The following is a 20,229-nucleotide window of genomic DNA, read 5'->3' as shown; positions in this document are numbered from 1 at the left end:
TCTATTCAATTATCCGTTGGTACGTTTGACAGAGTAGACCTCTGGCACACTCTTGATTTTGTCAACGACCGTTGTCAGCGTAGAAAGGTTTGAAATACCAAAGGAGACATGGATATTGGCAAATTTCATATCCTTGGTTGGTTGGGCGTTAACGGTTGAGATATTCTTAGTTGTGTTGGAAAGAACTTGCAGAACATCATTTAAGAGACCTGTACGGTTGAGGCCATAGATATCGATATGGGCAATATATTCCTTGCTTGAGTATTGGTCTTCCCATTCCACATCAAGGAGACGTTGCTCGTAGTTTTCTTGGGCACGGAGATTCATACAGTCCACACGGTGAATAGCTACACCACGACCCTTGGTAATGTAGCCAACAATGTCGTCACCAGGCACTGGATTGCAACACTTGGCAATCCGTACTAGGAGACCTGAGGCTCCTTCAATGACCACACCACCCTCATGCTTGACCTTGAGGGTTTCTTTATTCTCAACCTTAACCTCGCCACCTTTGACAAGCTCTTCTGCTTCCGCCTTGGCCTTGGCACGCTCTTCCTCACGGCGTTCTTTTTCGGTCAAACGGTTAAAGACGGTAATAGCGCCAATTTCTCCAAAACCAATGGCAGCATAGAGAGCTTCCTCTGTCTTGTAGCTGGTCTTTTGAAGGACCTCGTCCATGTGACGCTTGTCCATGAATTTATTGGCCACATAACCGTTTTCTTGAAACTGGGCCATCAGCATCTCACGGCCCTTGTTAACGGATAATTCCTTGTCTTGATTTTTAAAGAACTGGCGAATCTTGTTGCGCGCCTTGCTGGTCTTGACCATGTTGAGCCAGTCACGACTCGGACCAAAGGAGTTGGAGTTGGTGATAATTTCAACCTGATCCCCTGTCTTAAGCTTGGTTGTCAGCGGAACCATACGGCCATTGACCTTGGCACCAGTCGCTTTTTCACCGACTTTGGTATGAATTTCATAGGCAAAGTCAATCGGTCCTGAATCTTTCGGAAGGGAGCGAACTGCACCATCAGGTGTAAAGACATAAATCTCCTCCGCCAGATAGTTTTCTTTAACAGAGTCCACAAATTCCTTAGCATCATCAGCCTGGTCTTGGAGCTCCATCATCTCCTTGATCCAGTTCATCCCAATAGCAGATTCCTTGCTGTTGACCTGACCTTTAATGCCTTTCTTATAAGCCCAGTGAGCTGCTACCCCGTACTCAGCCACCTCATGCATTTCTTTAGTACGAATCTGGAATTCAATCGGCCCTTTTGGCCCATAAACAGTCGTATGAATAGACTGGTAACCGTTTGCCTTACGATTAGCGATATAGTCTTTGAAGCGACCTGGCATGGGTTTCCAAAGTTCATGCACATAACCCAACATGGCGTAAACATCACTCTGGGTATCTAAGATACAGCGAATGGCAATCAGGTCATAAATCTCCTCAAAGCGTTTCTTCTTATCCTGCATCTTGCGAAAGATCGAATAGATATGCTTGGGACGGCCATAGATTTTCCCTTTTAGATTGCGTTCGGAAGTGTACTCCTCTAGCTTTGTCACGACTTCATCGACCAAAGCCTCTCGCTCTCTGCGTTTTTCCTTCATCATGTGAGTAATCTTGTAAAACTCAGTTGGATTGAGATAGCGGAAGGACAAGTCTTCTAACTCCCACTTGACGCTAGAAATCCCCAGACGATGAGCAAGTGGTGCATAGATTTCCATGGTCTCTCTGGAAATCCGTTCCTGCTTGTCTTTTCGTAGGTGGTTAAGCGTTCTCATGTTATGCAAGCGATCAGACAGTTTAACCAAGATAACGCGAATATCCTCAGACATGGCCATGAGCATCTTGCGGTGATTTTCTGCTAATTGCTCCTCTATTGATTTGTACTCGACCTTACCAAGCTTAGTCACTCCATCAACAATGATACGAACATCATGACCAAACTCTTGCTCTAAATCATCCAGTGTCGCATCCGTATCCTCAACCACGTCATGCAAAAAACCGCAGGCAACCGTCACGGCATCTAGCTTGAGTTTAGCTAAAATCCCTGCCACCTGAATGGGATGAATAATATAGGGCTCGCCAGATTTACGGTATTGACCACTATGGCATTCAACGGCGTAAACCAAGGCTTTATGTACAAAAGCAACATCTTCTTTTGATAAATATTTTTGCGTTAAAGCGACAACCTCATCGCCCGTCAAATTCACTTCTTTCGGCATCTATTCTCTCCAATTCTTCCTACCATTTTATCACTTTTTTAAGAATAATAAAACTAGAAAAGCCTGTTTTCATGCCTAGCCTCTGCATTTAAATAGAAAAAGCACTGCAAGAGAAACTCTGCAGTGCTTTGCTATTCTATTTATTTATCTTAGTAGACTGTTTTTTCAGTTTCTACATCGAAGAAGTGTGCTTTGTTCAAGTCAAATCCAAGTTCAACTGTTGCACCTGTTTGCAAGTAGTCACGAGCATCCACTTTTGCAACAAATTCGTCTTTACCAACTTGGCAGTAAAGGTGAGATTCTGAACCAAGCAATTCTGATACTGAGATAGTTGCTTTAACCACTGATTCTGGGAATGTTTCAAGGAAAGCAGGTTCTGCATTCACATCTTCTGGACGGATACCGAAAATCAATTCTTTTCCTTCGTAGCCTTTGTCACGAAGAACTTTCAAAGCACCTTCTGGCACTTTCAAGCGGAAACCGTCAGAAACAATTTCGCTACCAACCAATTTCACATTGATGAAGTTCATAGCTGGGCTTCCGATAAATCCTGCTACAAATTTGTTAACTGGGTTTTTGTAAACTTCTTGAGGGGTACCGATTTGTTCAACACGTCCGATAGTACCTGTACCAGCAGGGTTCTTAGTTGCTGACATGATAACGATACGGTCTGCCAATGTCATCGCTTCTGTTTGGTCGTGGGTTACGTAGATAGTTGTAGCTCCGATACGACGGTGGATTTTCGCAATTTCAGCACGCATGGATACACGAAGTTTGGCATCCAAGTTTGACAAAGGTTCGTCCATCAAGAACACTTTTGCATCACGGACGATGGCACGACCCATGGCAACACGTTGACGTTGACCACCTGAGAGGTCAGCAGGTTTACGATCCAAGAATTCTTTCAAACCAAGGATTGCTGCCGCTTCTTGCACACGTTTGTCGATGTCTTCTTTGCTGTATTTGCGCAATTTCAAACCGAAAGCCATGTTGTCATATACAGTCATGTGTGGGTAAAGAGCGTAGTTTTGGAATACCATGGCAATGTCACGGTCTTTTGGAGCTACGTCGTTGACAACCACGCCATCGATAGATGCAGTACCTTCTGTAATGTCTTCAAGACCAGCAATCATACGAAGAGTTGTTGATTTACCACATCCTGAAGGACCTACGAAAACGATAAATTCTTTGTCTTTGATGTCCAAGTTGAAGTCTTCAACTGAGTAGTGTTCGCTGTTTGGATATTTTTTGTAAATGTTTTTAAGATTTAATTCTACCATCGAGGTGAACTCCTTTTGTCTTTTGATAGTTTTATTATAGATGAAAACGCTTTACTTTTCTATGGCAAGGTGACCAAAAAAATAAAAAAGTTCTGTGCAACTTGCACAAAACTTTAAAGAATATCTGGTAAAATCAACTGATAACACAAGGTAAGATCCGTTAACTCCTTCAACTGAAGCCCTGTCAATTCTTCCCATCTATCAATCTTGTATTGGAGAGAGTTGCGGTGCAGATAGAGTTGCTGGGCCGTTTTAGTTAGGACGGCACTGTTTTCCCAGAGAGAAAGGATAATTTCCTGAATCTGGTCCTGGTCCAAAATCATCTGGTGCAGGCAATCTTTAATGACTCTCAGGTCCACAATCCTTTCTCCCATACTCCAAAGATAGAGCTGTGAAAAGGTATGTACACCTTGATGCCCCTGACGCCACCAAGTCTTAAACAAATCTCGCTCCGCTTTGATCAAGTCTGATAGGGCTTGAGGGCCTGTCTGAGGCCAAACCTGGCCTAACATGATTGACAGACGAAGACCAAAGTCATACTCAACCGCTTCAATCGTATCAGATAAGATTGAGCGAACAGAGGTGTACTTATCTTGTTGAAGCACAAACACATAGTCCTGAGCCCCCACTTGTAGCACTGTTTGGAAGTTGGGAAAAAGAGTCCGCATCATGTCTAGCCAAGAGGATAGATTTTCCTGTTGGAAATAGGAAAGATGGCAATAAACCAGCTGAATCTTTTTGAAAGTTTGCGGTGCCTGCCCCTTCCCCTCGATCAGATAGGAATACCAAGGATTGAGCGAACGAGCCTGCTCCTGCTGGGTTAAAAGGGCAACCAACTGCTTTTCACGCTCGCTGAGCCCAGCTTCCTCCAGTAAAATCCACTGCTGAGAAGCTAAAGGGAGAGTAAGATAGCCTGGTTTCTCAATCGGCTGATCTGAAATCTGAGCTTCAGGAAACCAGTCTTGTAATTCCTTTGCAATCATATTCTAGCCCTCCACTTTTTGGATGCACCACGAAATCAAGGTCTCTAGACGCTCCATATTTTCAGTCAGATGGAGATAGCCCATCACTGCTTCAAAACCTGTAGACATGCGGTAAGTCACCACATCAGCATTTTTAGCCTTTGTGTGGCTATTGGTATTGCGACCACGTTTGTAGATTTCTTCTTCTTTTTCCGTCAGGACTTGCTCCTCCAACATCAGGGAAATCAGGCGAGCCTGAGCCTTGGCCGAGACATACTTGGTCGCCTCTTGGTGGAGCTTGTTGGGTTTGGTCATGCCTTTAAGGATGAGATGGCGACGGATATACATGGAATAAACTGCATCTCCCTCAAAAGCTAGCGCAATCCCGTTAATGAGATTGACATCAATCACGAGACCACCTCACTCCATCCTTGGTGTCAAGGAGCTTAATTCCTTGAGCAGCCAATTGATCACGGATTTGGTCTGCTGTCGCAAAGTCACGATTGGCACGCGCTTCTTGACGTTTTTGGATTAAGGCTTCAATGTCTGCATCCAAAACTTCCTCAACAAAGACAATCCCAAAGACCTCCAACATAGCCGCAAGAGCTTCCTTAACACTTGCATCATAGTTTCCTGAGTTGATCCATTTGGCCATTTCAAAGACAACTGTGATACCGTTGGCAGAGTTGAAATCCTCATCCATAGCAGCTACAAACTTGTCTTTAAAGGCTTGTAACTCTTGGGTATCCACGTTTCCTGTAAATGGTTGTTCGTAAGTGTTCTTCAGATACTTGAGATTGGTCTCGGCGTCTCTCACTGCTTTTTCGGTAAAGTTGATAGGCTTGCGGTAATGCTGAGTCGCAAAGAAGAAACGCAACACTTGACCATCAAGAGTTCTAAGGGCATCATGGACGGTGATAAAGTTACCCAAGGACTTAGACATCTTGACATTGTCGATATTGACAAAGCCATTATGCATCCAGTAGTTAGCAAAAGTCTTACCTGTTTTTGCTTCTGACTGGGCAATTTCGTTGGTATGGTGAGGAAACTCCAAATCAGCTCCACCACCGTGGATATCAATGGTATCTCCCAAAATCTCTGTCGACATGACTGAACACTCGATATGCCAGCCCGGACGACCAGGTCCCCAAGGACTGTCCCAAGAAATCTCGCCTGGTTTTGCAGCTTTCCAAAGGGCAAAGTCTACAGGATTTTCCTTGCGAGCTGTTTCTTCATCGGTACGACCTGAAGCACCCAGCTCCAAATCTTCCAAGGTTTTGTTAGCCAATTTGGCGTAATTGTGGGATTTTTCCACACGGAAATAGACATCCCCTTGGCTCTCGTAAGCATAACCTTTTTCAATCAAGTCTTCCACAAAACGAATGATGTCCGCCATAAACTCCACTACACGCGGATGGCGAGTCGCAGGTTTCACGCCCAAAGCTGTCACATCCTCACGAAAGGCAGCGATGTACTTGTCCGCAACCTCCAGAGGCGTGATACCTTCTTCCTTGGCACGGTTGATAATCTTATCGTCTACATCTGTAAAGTTGGAAATATAGGCAACTTCGTAGCCACGGTATTCGAAATAACGACGAATGGTATCAAAAGCCACCGTCGAACGGGCATTCCCTACGTGGATATAGTTGTATACCGTTGGCCCACAGACATACATGCGAACCTTTCCTTCTTCGATTGGGACAAATTCTCGCAAATCACGAGACATGGTGTCGTAAATTTTAATCATGCGGTCCACTCCCTTCTCTATTTCTGACTTTTTCGGCTGAAAACCAGCTCTGCAAAAGGGCCAAATTGTCTGAGGCTATCCAGTTGGTAAAAGCGCTGCCCTTCCTCTTGGGTAAAGAGGGGAACCCCCTTTCCTAGGATAAGGGGTGCTATCTGAATAATGAGGTGGTCGAAAAGATCCGCATCCAAGAGCGGTCCTACCAAGGAATTACCACCAATCACAAAGACATTTTTGCCTTTGTCAATCTGGTGAACAAAGTCCACCACATCCCCAGCTACTGGCTGGTAATTGCTGACAGGCAGGTGCCTATCATGCGTAAAGACATAGTTTTCCGTAGCTTTATAAAAACTTTCTACATCTTGCAAATCTTGGATTTCCTCAAAGGTCCGCTTGCCCATGATGGTGATATCCATTTGCCTGTAAAAATCATCATAGCCTGTATCCTCTACAGAACCAAGCTGATGCAGCCAGTCTATCCTGTGCTGGCTGTCTGCCAAGTAGCCATCCATGGTGATACAGCCGTAAAAATATACTGCCATTCTTGTAGTTACCTTTCTAGTTCCTTTGCTATTGTCAAAGCGATAGTGAAAAAAGTCATGGCATCAGCTGTCCGCTCTTCATGGCGAGCATCCCAGGTTCGGTTATGATGATCCACATAGTCAGCTGTGTAGAAGAACTGATAGACTTTACTCTTGCGAAATTGACTCCAAGCCATGATAGCTGAAGCTTCCATGTCCACCACTTGAGCTCCAGCAGCCAAGCGACGCTTGACCTTATCAGGCGTTTCCCGATAAAAGGCATCAGTCGTCCAAGCCTTGGTGCGGATATGCTCGATATTGTGCTTGTCAAAGATGGCTTCCAGCTCAATCAGCAGAGACTCGTCATAGGCGACTTCGTCACCCGGTGGGGCATAGTGATAGCTAGTTCCTTCATCTCGCAATGCAGCTGCAGGCAGGATAATTTTATCCACCTCAATTGAGCGGTCCAAAACGCCACAGGAACCTAAAATGATGAAATTTTTGAAGCCTCTGGCCGCCAACTCCTCCAGCTGGCCGACTATCATGGGAGCCCCAATTGGAGCCAACATAACTGCTAGCTTGCTAGGTCCTTGGCCATAAATATACCATGGATGATGGCCGTTTATGCTTTTCAAATAGCCTCCCGGATAGACATCTTCTGACTCAATCAAACGTTTCAGAATTTCGCCATTAAAGGACAGAATGATGGTTTCGCATACCTCTCCCTTGTCATGGACTGGCTTTTCAGTTGGCTCAATAACTGCTGCTACATCTTCAAATTCCTCTAATAGCATAACTTCTCTTTCTTTAAGGCTCCAGCAAATCCGCCTTCATTTTATTTAGACGGCGCAGTTTGGTCTCATCTTTTTTGGCTTCACTGATATAATGAGCCCATTCACGCTGGTGGCTAGGTGGCAGTTTAATAAAGCGCTCCTTAGCAAGACCATCCAAGCGTTCTTGCAACTCAAGAACTGCCTGGTTCAAAATTTCATCTGATAAATCTGACATAGTTCTTACCTCCTGTCATACTTCACCTCGATAACTTTGTTACCCCATCCTACAGACTTGATGAATGGTGACTGGCTTCTCTAGCCTGCTCTAGTTTATTGACGTAGTACTCTCGTTTTTCTTCGACTTCGTGGATCGTTGGTTCATCCTTCTGTCCATGAACGCGAACAATCTTAGCTGGAATACCGACAACTGTCACATCACTAGGTACGTCTGCCACGACTACTGCAGCAGCACCGACTTTGGCATTTTCACCGATTTCTACCGGTCCAATGACTTGGGCATGGGCGGATATAAGCGCTCCTTTTCGAACGGTAGGATGGCGTTTGCCACAGTCTTTCCCTGTTCCCCCAAGAGTCACCCCATGATAGAGGAGAACTCCCTTCTCAACGATAGCCGTTTCTCCAATGACTAGGCCTGAACCGTGGTCGATAAAGACACCTGATTCTATCTGAGCACCCGGATGGATCTCAATCTGAGTCCAGAAGCGCCAAAACTGACTGTGCATACGAGCCAAGAGTTTAAAGCCATGCTTCCAGAGAAAATGCGAGAGACGGTGGGCAGCCAAGGATTTGACACCTGGATAGGTCAGTAGAACCTCCAAAGTGGTGCGCGCCGCTGGATCATTTTCTTTTACGATATCAATGGTTTCGCGCCACCATCCCATACATTTCTCCTTTCTTATTCTGAATCTTTTGGTTTGTGTGTAAATTCTTTCTTCGGTTTGTGATCCTTGTGATGACGTGGACGGTGAGGACGTTCAGACTTTTCACCTTTTTCATCACGCTCTGGTTTTGGTGGACGAGGAAGAAGAGCCTTCATAGAAGCATCCACACGACCTTTTTCGTCAATCTTGATAACCTTGACATCGACTTCGTCTCCAATAGCCACCAAGTCTTCGACATTATTGGTACGCGTCCAAGCCATTTCCGAAATGTGAACGAGGGCATCTGTCTTGTCAAAGAGGTTGACAAAGGCACCGAATTTCTCGATACGAACGACCTTAGCACGGTAAACTTCATCCACTTTGGCTTCACGAACCAAACCAGCAATAATTTCTTTGGCACGGTTAATAGCAGCTTGGTCACTAGAGTAGATAGATACATTTCCTTCTTCGTCGATATCAATCTTAACGCCTGTTTCAGCGATAATCTTGTCAATCGTTTCTCCACCTTTACCAATGACAATCTTGATCTTATCAACATCAATCTTAATGGTATCAATTTTCGGAGCAGTTGGAGCCAATTCTGGACGAACTTCTGGAATAGTTGCTTCAATCACATCAAGGATTTCAAAACGCGCTTTCTTGGCTTGAGCAAGGGCCTCAGTCAAGATTTCTGCAGTAATCCCTTGAATCTTGATATCCATTTGAAGGGCTGTAATCCCGTCACGAGTACCGGCAACCTTAAAGTCCATGTCTCCAAAGTGGTCTTCCAATCCTTGGATATCTGTCAATACTGTATAGTTATTTCCATCTGAGATGAGACCCATGGCAATACCAGCTACTGGCGCCTTGATTGGCACACCACCAGCCATAAGGGCAAGCGTTCCCGCACAGATAGAAGCTTGAGAAGAAGAACCGTTTGATTCTAAGACTTCTGCTACCAAGCGGATCGCGTATGGAAATTCTTCCAAACTTGGCAAGACTTGAGCAAGGGCACGCTCACCAAGAGCACCGTGACCAATTTCACGACGACCTGGTGCACCATAACGACCAGTTTCCCCTACAGAGTATTGAGGGAAGTTATAGTGGTGCATGAAGCGTTTCTTGTATTCTGGGTCCAAACCATCGATGATTTGCGTTTCGCCCATCGGAGCCAATGTCAAGACTGAAAGGGCTTGAGTTTGCCCACGAGTGAAGAGACCTGAACCGTGCACACGAGGAAGGAAATCGACAACTGCATCCAAAGGACGGATTTCATCGACTTTACGGCCGTCAGGACGAACCTTGTCTTCTGTGATCAAACGGCGTACTTCAGCGTGTTCCATTTGTTCCAAGATTTCAGCCACATCACGCATGATTCGTTCAAATTCTTCATGGTCTGCATATTTTTCTTCGTAAACTGCGGTCACTTGATCTTTCACTGCTTGAGTTGCAGCTTCACGAGCCAATTTTTCTTCTACTTGGACCGCTTTTTGGAGGTCGCTGTTGTAGGTTGCAATGATTTCAGCCTGCAAGTCCGCATCCACATGAAGCAATTCCACTTCTGCTTTTTCCTTACCGACCGCAGCAACGATTTCTTCTTGGAAGGCAATCAATTCTTTAACAGCTTCGTGCCCTTTGAGAAGGGCTTCCAACATGATTTCTTCTGACAATTCTTTGGCACCAGACTCAACCATGTTGATAGCGTGTTTGGTCCCAGCTACTGTCAATTCAAGAAGTGATTGCTCTGCTTGTTCTTGACTAGGGTTGATGATGATTTGGCCATCGACATAACCCACTTGTACCCCAGCGATTGGACCGTCAAACGGAATGTCTGAGATAGAAAGTGCCAATGATGAACCAAACATAGCTGCCATTGGAGCAGAGGCATTTTCATCGTAAGAAAGCACTGTGTTAATCACTTGGACTTCATTACGGAAACCTTCCGCAAACATAGGACGGATTGGACGGTCAATCAAACGCGCTGTCAAAGTCGCATCTGTTGAAGGACGTCCTTCACGTTTCATAAAGCCACCAGGAAACTTCCCAGCCGCATACATTTTTTCTTCATAGTTGACTTGAAGTGGGAAGAAATCCCCAGTTGCCATTTTCTTAGACATAACGGCCGCAGTCAAGACAGTTGACTCACCGTAACGCACGACAACAGAGCCATTTGCTTGCTTAGCAACCTGACCAGTCTCTACGATTAACTCACGACCTGCAAAAGTCGTTTGAAACACTTGTTTTGTCATTTTAATCCCCTTTGGATTGATGAAATTATACGCCTTGCCTACAAAGATCAAGATACTAAGGTCGCAAAAAGCAAAGTAAAAATAGGAAACTGGCGAAGTCTTCGATGAAGACAAGACAGTTTATCTTTTTTACACAGCTTTTCGGCCGGGTTCAATTTTCAAGATACAAATCATTAGAAAGGTTTGATGCTAAAGCATCTAATCCTTTCACGCTAATCGCTATTAGGCGATTAGCTAAATGCTTTACTAACTCTCTCGTCAAATAACATCGATTTGACTCGTTCGTGTCGCTCAAACTAAATACTGAAAAGAACAAATTATGAAAAAATTTCTATCATAAAATTGAGAATCGACAAAGCCTTTAAAACTTTTATACCCTCATCTTTGTATCAAGTACGTACAGAGTCTATTTTATCATATTTTTCTTAAAAAGTGCGGGCTTTTCTATTAAAAAGGAACCATTCCCCTCACCTGAGAAGAATGGTTTGCTTTTTATTATCCTAAAGACTGATGGTTAAATAAGGCATGGGTTGCTTGGTGGATGTATTTTGCTGTTTCAGCATTGTTCATGGTGTAGAGATGCACACCTGCGACATCCTGGGTTACCAAGTCCACGATCTGATCCACTGCGTAGGCAAGTCCTGCTGCTCTGAGCGACTCAGGGTCATGCTCATACTTGTCTAAGATAGCCTTGAATTTTCGTGGAAGATGAATATTCTCACACGTTTGCAAGAGACGAAGCGCTTGATTACGGTTCAGAATGGGCATGATACCCGCATGAATGGGAACATCAATCCCCGCCAAGGTACACTTGTCTTGGAAATCATAGAAACGCTCATTATCAAAGAAAAGTTGCGTTACGAGGCTTGAACAACCTGCATCCACTTTCTTCTTGAGATTTTGGATATCCGAGATCTGGTTTGGCGAGTCAGGGTGTCCCTCTGGGTAGCAAGCTCCGATAATATCAAAGTGAGGGGCTTGTTCCTTGATGAACTCGATCAAGTCCGTTGCATAGCGGAAATCCTTTTGTGGTTCCACATCAGGGATAATATCCCCACGCAAGGCCAAGATTTTCTGTACCCCAACCTTATCCAAGTCCGCAATGGTTTCAGCAACCTTGTCCTTGGTCAGATAGATAGCTGGCAAGTGGGCAATAGTTGGAATCGCCAAGTCATTCTGGATAAAGTCAGCCAAACGAACCGTCGTTTCCTTGATATTAAATTTATTATTGCTGGCAGTCACACTGATAAAGTGCGGTGTCAGCTCCCGCATATCCTGCAAGGCTGAAATAATTTTATCATTACCCACAGCTGGGTTTGGAGGGAACACTTCAAATGAAAGTGACGGTGTTTGGCGTGACATAGTCATTATCCTTTTCTTTTTGATTTCATGATTGCTGAGCCAGCTAGGGCCAAGCAGTTCCTTGATCAGTCAGTGTCAAGAGAGAAATCTTATCTTACAATTTCTCACGCGCAGCTTTTGCTGCTTCGACAAGGCGGATCAAGCTTTCTTTTGTTTCTGGAATACCACGTGTTTTCAAACCACAGTCAGGGTTGATCCAAACTTTCTTGCTTGGTACTTTAGCAAGAATAGCATCGATTGTGTGGTCGATTTCGCCTTCATTTGGCACACGAGGTGAGTGGATATCGTATACCCCAGGTCCCACTTCTGTTTGGAAGTTTTTCGCTTTGAGTTCGTCCAAGATTTCAAGGTTTGAACGGCTTGCTTCAAAGGAAATAACGTCCGCATCCATGTTGTCGATAGCTGGGATGATATCTGTAAATTCTGAGTAACACATGTGAGTGTGGATTTGAGTATCAGGTGCAACTGTAGAGTGTACCAAGCGGAAGGCTGGAATAGCCCAGTCAAGGTAGTCTTCATACCAGTCGCTACGACGGAGTGGCAATTTCTCACGAAGAGCAGCCTCGTCGATTTGGATGATTTTCACACCTGCAGCTTCAAGGTCAAGAACTTCATCCTTGATAGCAAGGGCGATTTGAAGAGTTGAGTCCTTGATAGAGATGTCTTCACGTGGGAATGACCAGTTAAGGATGGTAACAGGTCCTGTCAACATACCTTTAACAGGTTTGTCAGTACGGCTTTGTGCGTAGCTAGACCATTTGACAGTGATAGGGTTAAGACGAGTGACATCGCCCCAGATGATTGGTGGTTTCACCCCACGCATACCGTATGATTGTACCCAACCATTCTTAGAGAAGAGGTAACCTGACAAGTTTTGACCGAAGTACTCAACCATGTCATTACGCTCGAATTCACCGTGTACAAGCACGTCAAATCCAACTTCTTCTTGCCATTTAATCCATTCGTCGATTTGTTCTGCTAAGAACTTGTCATAGTCTTCTGCTGACAACTCACCCTTACGGAAGGCCAAACGTTTGGCACGAACTTCCTTAGTTTGAGGGAATGAACCGATTGTTGTTGTTGGAAGAGCTGGAAGTTTGAAGGCATCTTCTTGGATAGCTTCACGTTCTGCAAAGGCTGGCAAACGAGTGTAGTCTGCGTCAGTCAATCCAGCGATGCGCGCACGAAGTTCTGCATTTTCACCCACACGCTCAGTAGCAAAGAGTTCTTTGTTAGCTGCAAGAGCTTCTGCACCTTGACCATTGCGGATAGCATCCAAGTCACGAAGTTCTTCCAATTTTTCAACCGCAAAAGCAAAGTGGTTCAAGATTGCTGGTTCAAATTCTTCGTTAGCTGTTGTAAATGGCACATGAAGAAGTGAGCATGAGCTTGTCAACACAATATTTTCAGCTGGAATTTGCTCAAGAACAGCCAAACTCTTTTCGTAATTGTTGCGCCAGATGTTTTTACCATTGACGATACCTGCATAGAGAGTCTTGTCAGCTGGGAAACCACCTTTAACCAATTCAAGAGTTTTCTTACCTTCAACGAAGTCCAAACCGATGGCATCTACTGGCAAGTTTACAAGATCAGTGTAGACGTCACGAACGTCACCGAAGTAAGTTTGAAGCAAGACTTCAAGACCTTTTTTGTCAGCCAAGAGTTTGTTGTAGAGGTTCAAGAAGAGAGCTTTTTCTTCAGCTGTCAAATCTTTGACAAGAGCCGCTTCGTCGAGTTGGATGCGAGTCGCACCAAGTTCCGCCAATTTAGCAAAAACTTCTTGGTAAGCAGCTACTAAGCTATCTACGAAGTCTTCTGCTTTCACACTGTCTTCAAAGTCTGATAATTGAAGGAAAGTGAACGGACCTACAAGAACAGGACGAGTGTTCAATCCAAGTTCTTTTGCTTCTTGGAATTCATCAAAAATCTTGTGACCAGCCAATTTTACTTGAGTGTCTTTTTCAAATTTAGGCACGATGTAGTGGTAGTTGGTGTTGAACCATTTCTTCATCGGAAGGGCACGCACATCCCCTTTTTCCCCTTGGTAACCACGTCCCAAAGCAAAGTAACGCTCAAGGTCCGACAAATCCAAGTTTTGAACGGAAGCAGGCACCACGTTGAAAAGGAAAGCTGCATCTAGGAAGTTGTCATAGTGAGAAAAGTCATTTGATGGGATTTCAGTGATGCCTTTTTCTTTGACAATGTTCCAGTGTTTTGCACGCAATTCTTTAGCCGCAGCCAAGAGTTCTTCTTCTGAGATTTCTTTTCTAAAGTATTTTTCAGTTGTAAATTTTAATTCGCGGAATTCACCCAAACGAGGGAAACCGATGATCGTAGTTGACATGATGTGTCCTCCAAAATTTGTTGTTGAAACTATCTTAACAGAAAAGAAACTGTCTGTATAATTGTAAATAATTAGGCTTTGATATAGTTTGAAACTATATCGCTCTTTTGGACAAAAGAAAAAGACTTGAGACCAGTGTCTCAAATCCTTTGTATTGCTTGTTTTATTGCTGTATTTTAGTTAGAATGCTCAAACGAGCTATTGACGATTCTCATCAGTGACTATGGCTTGTTATTAGAAAAGACTATAGGTCTATTTAATCAACCTTTTTCCTGTTCAAGTGGGACGACTGCTAGTGTCTTTCCTAAACTGGCTAAGACTTTTAAGACCGTATCCAACTGAGGACTGGTCTTTCCTGTCTCCATCCTAGCTATAACAGGCTGGCTTACTCCACTGAGTTCCTCTAGCTTTTTCTGACTAATACCTTGCTCATGTCTAGCTTCTATCAACTCACTCATGATAGCCACTCGCATATCACTTTCAAGGATTTCCTCCTTGGTAAAGAGTTCAGATCGGATATCTTTCCAATTACTTCCAATAGCACTATTCTTCATCACTTAACCCTCTTTCTTTTATGTCCTTCAGTTCACGCTTGGCTTTTTCAATTTCTCTCCTAGGAGTTTTCTGAGTCTTTTTGACAAAATGATGTAAGAGAACAAAACTCCCATCAAGCCACGCTACAAATAATATCCTATCCCTAAGAGGTCTTAGTTACCAAATCTCATCTTCCAAATGTTTGATATAGGGTTCACCAGTTCTAGTCCCATGCTGACTAAGCAACTCGATATAGTCGTTTAGTTTATTGAGTTTGATGCGACTATCCTTACTCTTCTTTCTAGCCAATTCTCTCATATAATCTAAGACTGGCTCGTTTCCATTTTTGTCCTTATAGAAGTAAATCGTATGCACCAAGTAGCCTCTTTCTAATTCAATTATAACTCAAAAGTTATTAAAAGTAAATCCTAATACTCATAAAAAGAAGACCTTAGAATCATTCTAAAGGTCTCATCTTTATTATTCGAAAAAATTACGAGAAGAGTTATAATGTGGAGCTAATCCTGACTCTTACACCAACTCAATGCCTTTCTCACGGAGATTAGCCAGACACTCCTCGTAGTAGGCTGAATCATGCTCACTATAGATGGGATTTCCCAACTTTTCCTCAGGCAAGTCTTCATAAGGATGACAGATCTTGCCACGGTAGTTCTTGTCCAGCCACTCTGGACTGACATTGTAGCCTCGGTTAGCCATTTCCTCCATGATCAAGCGATGATAGGCATAGAGGTGATAAGGCGAGTGAGTAAAGACATAGTCCACCGTCGCATGCTTTCTGCCCCAACCATTGCCACGCAAGGCGCAGCACTCTCGATGTTGTCCCAAGAGCTGAGGACGGGGAAGTTGTGAAATCAAAGCCTCATGCCAAAGTCTCATGGGAGTCTCCTTTCAGTAAAGTCGAATATTGCAAGTAGGTATTTGGATAGCGATCAAGCAAGTCTCGAGTCTTAGAAATCAAGTCTTCCTTGGAAGTCTGACCAAAGCGGTAGCGATCCAGCAAGAGCATATAGTCTTTGCGCTCAGCATCAGTCGCTTTCTTTTTGAAATAACCCCAAATATGCTGAAAGGCATTGCAAACCTGACCTCTATGCTCAGGAATTTGGCAAGCACGGTCAATCAGTTCTTGAACATGACTCAGCTCCACCTCTTCATTCTTCAAGTATTGGCGAATCTCATTGTAAATATTGCTGGAATGGCTTAAAACGAGGTATTTGTTTCTAGCCCAGAGTTGCTGACACTGGGATTTTTGGTTAATTTGTTCCATGTTTCTCCTTACTTTCTATCAGTTTCCAGGAAATATGGAAACAAAGTTGAATCTTAATTTTTTAAGGAAATGTATTTTCTTTCTATTTTATCATATTTTCACTACTAAAAATTAACTTTGGTATAACGGTTAAAAATAAGCAATGAATTAGAAAAAAATCCCAAATTTTAAAATCCTAATCCCTACGTCTATGTTCTCCATCTATTTCTTCTACAGATTTAAATCCTTTTAATTCCAGTTGCTCAAGTTTCGGACGAATCTTTCTCATGACATCCTCCCTATAATCTTCAAATTCATGAGGAGGTTCAAAAGCGTATTTTTCTATCCAAAGAGTATAGGTCATATTTTCTGGAATTTTATCAAAGTCAAAATAATTTCCCGCTGTAGAAAGAATCCCTCGGAATTTCCAAAATGATAAAAATTCCTTATCTCCAAAACAATCTATCGTATTCCATATACTGCTATCCCATTTCTTAAATTGTCCAAATTTATTAACTACACTGAGATAGGTCAAGAGGAAGATTTCTTCGCCTACCTACAGTTCTCGTGCAAGTTTTATAGGTTCTATCTCTTAAAAACTTATAAATTGCTAAGTTCAACAAACTGGGATTTGTCAATTTTACAGTAGTTACAATATCTTTATAGCCATTTATTTATATATTTTCTTATTAAATCATTTACTTCATCAGGATTATCTTGATTTGAATTATGAGCGGCATTTTTAATAATGTGTAGTGGGTATCCTTCCCTTTTGTGCCACTCTCTTGTATACTGCGACACTTTACCAACCTTATCGTTCTCCCCAAGTAAAAGTATTACAGGACATTTCAAATTTATTTCATGATTTTCAGGAATAAATGCTGCTTCACCTATCCACATCAAATGGCATAGTTCCTTTTTACTATAGATTGAAAGCATAAGTTTCATACTGTTCTGAGTATACTCAGAAACACCACAACCTTTTGCCATGAAATCTCTTAGCATTTTATCAGGGTATAGTTTACTTAGCCACTCAATCTGGTTTAACCAAAACATATCTGATTTGCTATAATAATTTCCAAAAGGAACGCTATCTATAGAAATAAAACCTATTGCTTGTTCTTGATGTTCTTCTATGTAATATTGAGCTATCATTCCTCCAAGTGATTGCCCAATAAATATTGCCGATTTAACATTCTCTGTTTTTAATATAATTTCCAGTTCTTGCGTCACTAATTTGTAATTAAACGTACTGTATGGTCTAGACTCTCCGTGACATGGGCAATCCCAAACAATAATATTGAAATCCTTTTTAAATTCATCTACTTGTTTATCATATAATCTATGATCAGCTGTCAATCCAGGAAGCATTACAATGCATGGTTTTTCGACATTTTCATTAGTCCAATAATACGTATTTCCTTGTTCCGATTCCACACTTTTTTTAATCATCCTATCTCTCCACAAATTCCAATTTATCTACACTGTTTTAATATTCTCATTTATCAATTCAATAAATACTATCACAATCACTCCATTAAATAAGTATATTATCTTTTCTATTTTATCATATTTCAAGAAAAACCACTCGACCTAGGGAGGATGAGTGGGGTATAATCTATTTTTAAAATATGATTTTATAATTGTACTTTATAAATTCAATCATTTCTTTGATTTTATTAAGGTAGTAGAACATCTTTCATACCATCCTTATCATCACTCTTTACAAATACAACATTCTGTTCCCCTGTTAACTCTATCAATTTTTCCTTCCCAAGGATGATTGCGAGATTCTTAATAATCGATCGTTTTGCTGGCTCATCAACATAAGTGAAAATAAATCGATAAGGATACTCACCTTTATTTGCTAATTCAAAACATTTTTGAAAAATCTCTTTATCTAAAGGATCTACTGAATGACCAAAAATAACAATGTTTTTCGAAACTGGAACTCTAGTCGGAACAGCACGCCCTGCAACAGAAGTATTTTTTACAATATAATTTCTCTTAATAAAAAATTCTTCAAATTTATTTCCAGTTTCCTTAACAACCCTTTGGTAATACTTCTGATAAGGAATTAGGTCACTGTTGACATCATTTTCTTTATCTTCAATTCCAAAGACCATGGTATTGATTCTATTAAACGTTCTATCTAAATCAATTCGACCATGTATAAAATGAGTTCTTTCTTCAACAGTTCCAAATAGATAAGCTGACGTGTTGGTATAATTAAAGTTTAAAACATAAGAACTTAATAAATGAGGTACTGCATCCAAAGCTGTCGCCTTGGCTTTAATCTCGCTAACTTCAAAATCTAAATAATCTAAATACGACAGATAGATTTCTAGCAGTTCTGTTAATAAATTTAACTGTTCGATAAAGATATAGTTTAGTTTGTTCAACACACAATCTCTATCCAAAAACTTCCACTCATACTCTTGATAAAATGGAGCAAATACGTTTGCAATAAAGTATTTTGCACTGAAATTAGTTTCTTTTTTCAATATATCGTTACTTCTCCTAACTGGATGTATAGCTGATAAATCATAAAGCAATTGCATATTCTCTTTAAAATACATTATCGCATCTACAAGTTGGGAAATCATGATTTCAAGGTTAGACCAATTATCTCCAAGAGTACCTTTGTTCTCATTAATGAATCTCAAATACAAATTATCTCTGAATTTTTCAATACAAATATTTTTGACTTTTAGAAACTCTACTAATTCCTCGTCAGGATTAGAAAATAATTGTTTTTCAAACTCAATAAAATCGGTATATTTTGTTTTTCGCCCCATTGCAATATCAAAACCATTACCTAAAATTAAAATTGTATCTGCCATGATTTTTTCTCCTCTTCATTATAGATAATTACCAAAATTATACCACGAATCCACCAAAAAAACGCCTTTAGATAATAATATATCTAGAGACGTTTGTTTTTATCCTGCAACTTGTTCTGCTTCTTCTACTTTTACTTTCTTATCCTTCTTACTTGAACCAGTCAATCGTCGTTTACTGTCTCGGATTGTATTCAGGTCCTTGAGGAGTTTGGTTAGGTGCTCTTTTTCTGGATAGGCTTCTGCGCTGGCTACGGTATAGCGCATAAAGAGGTCGTAGATGCTGGTTAGTTCGGTGCGGACTTGTCTAGTCTTGCCGACTTCCTTGGCAGACTTATGCGCACGCGCCTGACTTTCGACCTTGTCATAGTCTTCCTGAGCACTAATCACCGCCTGTAGCATAGGGGTCAATCCTAGACTAGTCACTGCTGTCTGGTAGGGTTCCTCACTCAGGGTTTTGAGCAGGCTCTTGATTTCTGCCGTTTCCACATCATTGCTATGCTTGGTGATGTCCTTGTACTTGGCAAAGACTGGTTTCAAGGTCTCATGGGCTTCTTTGAGTTTGCTTTCCTTGATCTTAGCAAATCCTCTATGAAGAGTAAAGAGACCGACTAGGGCACTGTCACGATTGCGATCGACTTCGGTCAGATTCGTCGCTTCTTTCTTTTCTACGATAGCTAGTTGAGCTTGGAAGTCTGCCAGTTTGCTCTTGAAGGAATCGAGATGTTTGCTATACATAGGCTCGTCCTTATGTGCCTTGGCAAAAACTTCTAGTAGTTGACCCGTATCTACCATGAGACTTTCAAACTCACGGTTGGTAAAGTTGGTATAGCTTAGCGGGCGGATGGTAAATGTTTTTGTCATGAAGATAACCTTTCTATTTAACGAATCATTTAGTTTTTTCTTTATCAAATAAAGACTGGATTAGTTCTGGAAGATAGACCTGTTTTTTATCTGTTTTTACAATGCTTCCTTGTCTAGGAGGTTGAATCAAAGGTCTGTCCCTTCCTACATAGACTTGAAGTAATACACAGACCAAAAATAAGAGGCCCCATAAAGGAAGTGCCGATAGCATACTTTCCTCATTTTCTTTATCTTTCTTCATCAGATTTTCTCCTTTAAATTGATAAGACAATTCTAACAAATAGCAAAGAACTTATGACACTCCTCCGCTCAACTGTCTACTTTATCATCCCAACAGCACTTTTTTTTGGCTATTTTTTACTTTTATAGAATAAATCAGTCATTT

At 41.9% G+C, this 20,229-nt stretch carries 20 protein-coding genes and 1 pseudogene; all 21 read right to left on the bottom strand.

Features of this window, described 5'->3' with window-relative positions; translation table 11 throughout:
* Nucleotides 1–9 precede the first annotated feature (9 nt).
* Nucleotides 10–2,226, bottom strand: a complete 2,217-nt coding sequence (locus tag B7723_RS08535) for a RelA/SpoT family protein (RefSeq protein WP_084849515.1) — start codon at nucleotides 2,224–2,226, stop codon at nucleotides 10–12.
* Between the two features lie 149 nt (nucleotides 2,227–2,375).
* Nucleotides 2,376–3,506: an ABC transporter ATP-binding protein gene (locus B7723_RS08530; RefSeq protein WP_000229944.1), complete on the bottom strand. Its 1,131-nt coding sequence runs from the start codon at nucleotides 3,504–3,506 to the stop codon at nucleotides 2,376–2,378.
* 113 nt (nucleotides 3,507–3,619) lie between these two features.
* Complete coding sequence (locus B7723_RS08525; protein ID WP_084849516.1) at nucleotides 3,620–4,489, bottom strand: helix-turn-helix domain-containing protein; 870 nt, start codon at nucleotides 4,487–4,489, stop codon at nucleotides 3,620–3,622.
* Nucleotides 4,490–4,492: 3 nt separating this feature from the next.
* Complete coding sequence (locus B7723_RS08520) at nucleotides 4,493–4,879, bottom strand: Mini-ribonuclease 3 (protein WP_084849517.1); 387 nt, start codon at nucleotides 4,877–4,879, stop codon at nucleotides 4,493–4,495.
* Nucleotides 4,872–6,215 carry a cysteine--tRNA ligase gene (cysS, locus tag B7723_RS08515; RefSeq protein ID WP_084849518.1) on the bottom strand — a complete coding sequence of 448 codons (1,344 nt, stop codon included), beginning with the start codon at nucleotides 6,213–6,215 and terminating at the stop codon, nucleotides 4,872–4,874. Before cysS ends, B7723_RS08520 begins: the two co-directional genes overlap by 8 nt.
* A 17-nt stretch (nucleotides 6,216–6,232) precedes the next feature.
* Nucleotides 6,233–6,754 carry a dihydrofolate reductase family protein gene (locus B7723_RS08510; RefSeq protein WP_045634343.1) on the bottom strand — a complete coding sequence of 174 codons (522 nt, stop codon included), beginning with the start codon at nucleotides 6,752–6,754 and terminating at the stop codon, nucleotides 6,233–6,235.
* An 8-nt stretch (nucleotides 6,755–6,762) separates the two neighbouring features.
* Entirely contained in the window at nucleotides 6,763–7,527 is a 765-nt protein-coding gene (locus B7723_RS08505; RefSeq protein WP_084849519.1) for a nucleoside phosphorylase, read from the bottom strand.
* A 13-nt stretch (nucleotides 7,528–7,540) separates the two neighbouring features.
* On the bottom strand, nucleotides 7,541–7,741 hold the full coding sequence (locus B7723_RS08500) for a YdeI/OmpD-associated family protein (RefSeq protein ID WP_084849520.1): 201 nt from the start codon (nucleotides 7,739–7,741) through the stop codon (nucleotides 7,541–7,543).
* 49 nt (nucleotides 7,742–7,790) lie between these two features.
* Nucleotides 7,791–8,408, bottom strand: a complete 618-nt coding sequence (gene cysE / locus B7723_RS08495; protein ID WP_084849521.1) for a serine O-acetyltransferase — start codon at nucleotides 8,406–8,408, stop codon at nucleotides 7,791–7,793.
* A gap of 14 nt (nucleotides 8,409–8,422) precedes the next feature.
* The gene (gene pnp, locus B7723_RS08490) at nucleotides 8,423–10,636 is read right to left on the bottom strand and encodes a polyribonucleotide nucleotidyltransferase (protein WP_084849522.1); all 2,214 of its coding nucleotides are present in this window, start codon (nucleotides 10,634–10,636) and stop codon (nucleotides 8,423–8,425) included.
* Between the two features lie 495 nt (nucleotides 10,637–11,131).
* A complete protein-coding gene (gene metF, locus B7723_RS08485; protein ID WP_084849541.1) occupies nucleotides 11,132–11,998 on the bottom strand; it encodes a methylenetetrahydrofolate reductase [NAD(P)H] in 867 nt (288 codons plus the stop codon).
* A gap of 94 nt (nucleotides 11,999–12,092) precedes the next feature.
* The gene (gene metE / locus B7723_RS08480; RefSeq protein WP_084849523.1) at nucleotides 12,093–14,342 is read right to left on the bottom strand and encodes a 5-methyltetrahydropteroyltriglutamate--homocysteine S-methyltransferase; all 2,250 of its coding nucleotides are present in this window, start codon (nucleotides 14,340–14,342) and stop codon (nucleotides 12,093–12,095) included.
* A 260-nt stretch (nucleotides 14,343–14,602) separates the two neighbouring features.
* Complete coding sequence (locus B7723_RS08475) at nucleotides 14,603–14,896, bottom strand: helix-turn-helix domain-containing protein (protein WP_049504738.1); 294 nt, start codon at nucleotides 14,894–14,896, stop codon at nucleotides 14,603–14,605.
* Nucleotides 14,886–15,251: pseudogene (locus B7723_RS08470) on the bottom strand (type II toxin-antitoxin system RelE/ParE family toxin). Before B7723_RS08470 ends, B7723_RS08475 begins: the two are co-directional and overlap by 11 nt.
* A 156-nt stretch (nucleotides 15,252–15,407) precedes the next feature.
* Nucleotides 15,408–15,773, bottom strand: a complete 366-nt coding sequence (locus B7723_RS08465; protein ID WP_084849524.1) for a TIGR02328 family protein — start codon at nucleotides 15,771–15,773, stop codon at nucleotides 15,408–15,410.
* Nucleotides 15,757–16,161 (bottom strand): YbgA family protein, encoded by a 405-nt coding sequence (locus tag B7723_RS08460; protein WP_084849525.1) that lies wholly within the window; start codon nucleotides 16,159–16,161, stop codon nucleotides 15,757–15,759. Before B7723_RS08460 ends, B7723_RS08465 begins: the two co-directional genes overlap by 17 nt.
* 175 nt (nucleotides 16,162–16,336) lie before the next feature.
* Nucleotides 16,337–16,675 (bottom strand): hypothetical protein, encoded by a 339-nt coding sequence (locus B7723_RS08455; RefSeq protein ID WP_239827372.1) that lies wholly within the window; start codon nucleotides 16,673–16,675, stop codon nucleotides 16,337–16,339.
* Between the two features lie 125 nt (nucleotides 16,676–16,800).
* The gene (locus tag B7723_RS08450; RefSeq protein WP_084849526.1) at nucleotides 16,801–17,592 is read right to left on the bottom strand and encodes an alpha/beta fold hydrolase; all 792 of its coding nucleotides are present in this window, start codon (nucleotides 17,590–17,592) and stop codon (nucleotides 16,801–16,803) included.
* A gap of 227 nt (nucleotides 17,593–17,819) precedes the next feature.
* The gene (locus B7723_RS08445; RefSeq protein WP_084849527.1) at nucleotides 17,820–18,983 is read right to left on the bottom strand and encodes an AbiH family protein; all 1,164 of its coding nucleotides are present in this window, start codon (nucleotides 18,981–18,983) and stop codon (nucleotides 17,820–17,822) included.
* A 99-nt stretch (nucleotides 18,984–19,082) separates the two neighbouring features.
* Nucleotides 19,083–19,844 (bottom strand): DUF6261 family protein, encoded by a 762-nt coding sequence (locus tag B7723_RS08440; protein ID WP_084849528.1) that lies wholly within the window; start codon nucleotides 19,842–19,844, stop codon nucleotides 19,083–19,085.
* A gap of 25 nt (nucleotides 19,845–19,869) precedes the next feature.
* The gene (locus tag B7723_RS08435) at nucleotides 19,870–20,085 is read right to left on the bottom strand and encodes a hypothetical protein (RefSeq protein WP_084849529.1); all 216 of its coding nucleotides are present in this window, start codon (nucleotides 20,083–20,085) and stop codon (nucleotides 19,870–19,872) included.
* Between the last annotated feature and the right edge of the window lie 144 nt (nucleotides 20,086–20,229).

Origin of the sequence: Streptococcus oralis subsp. oralis, assembly GCF_002096435.1 — a bacterium.
GTDB lineage: Bacteria > Bacillota > Bacilli > Lactobacillales > Streptococcaceae > Streptococcus > Streptococcus oralis_AA.
The sequence above is the reverse complement of the archived record's forward strand: the minus strand, read 5'-3'. Positions and strand labels throughout refer to the sequence as shown.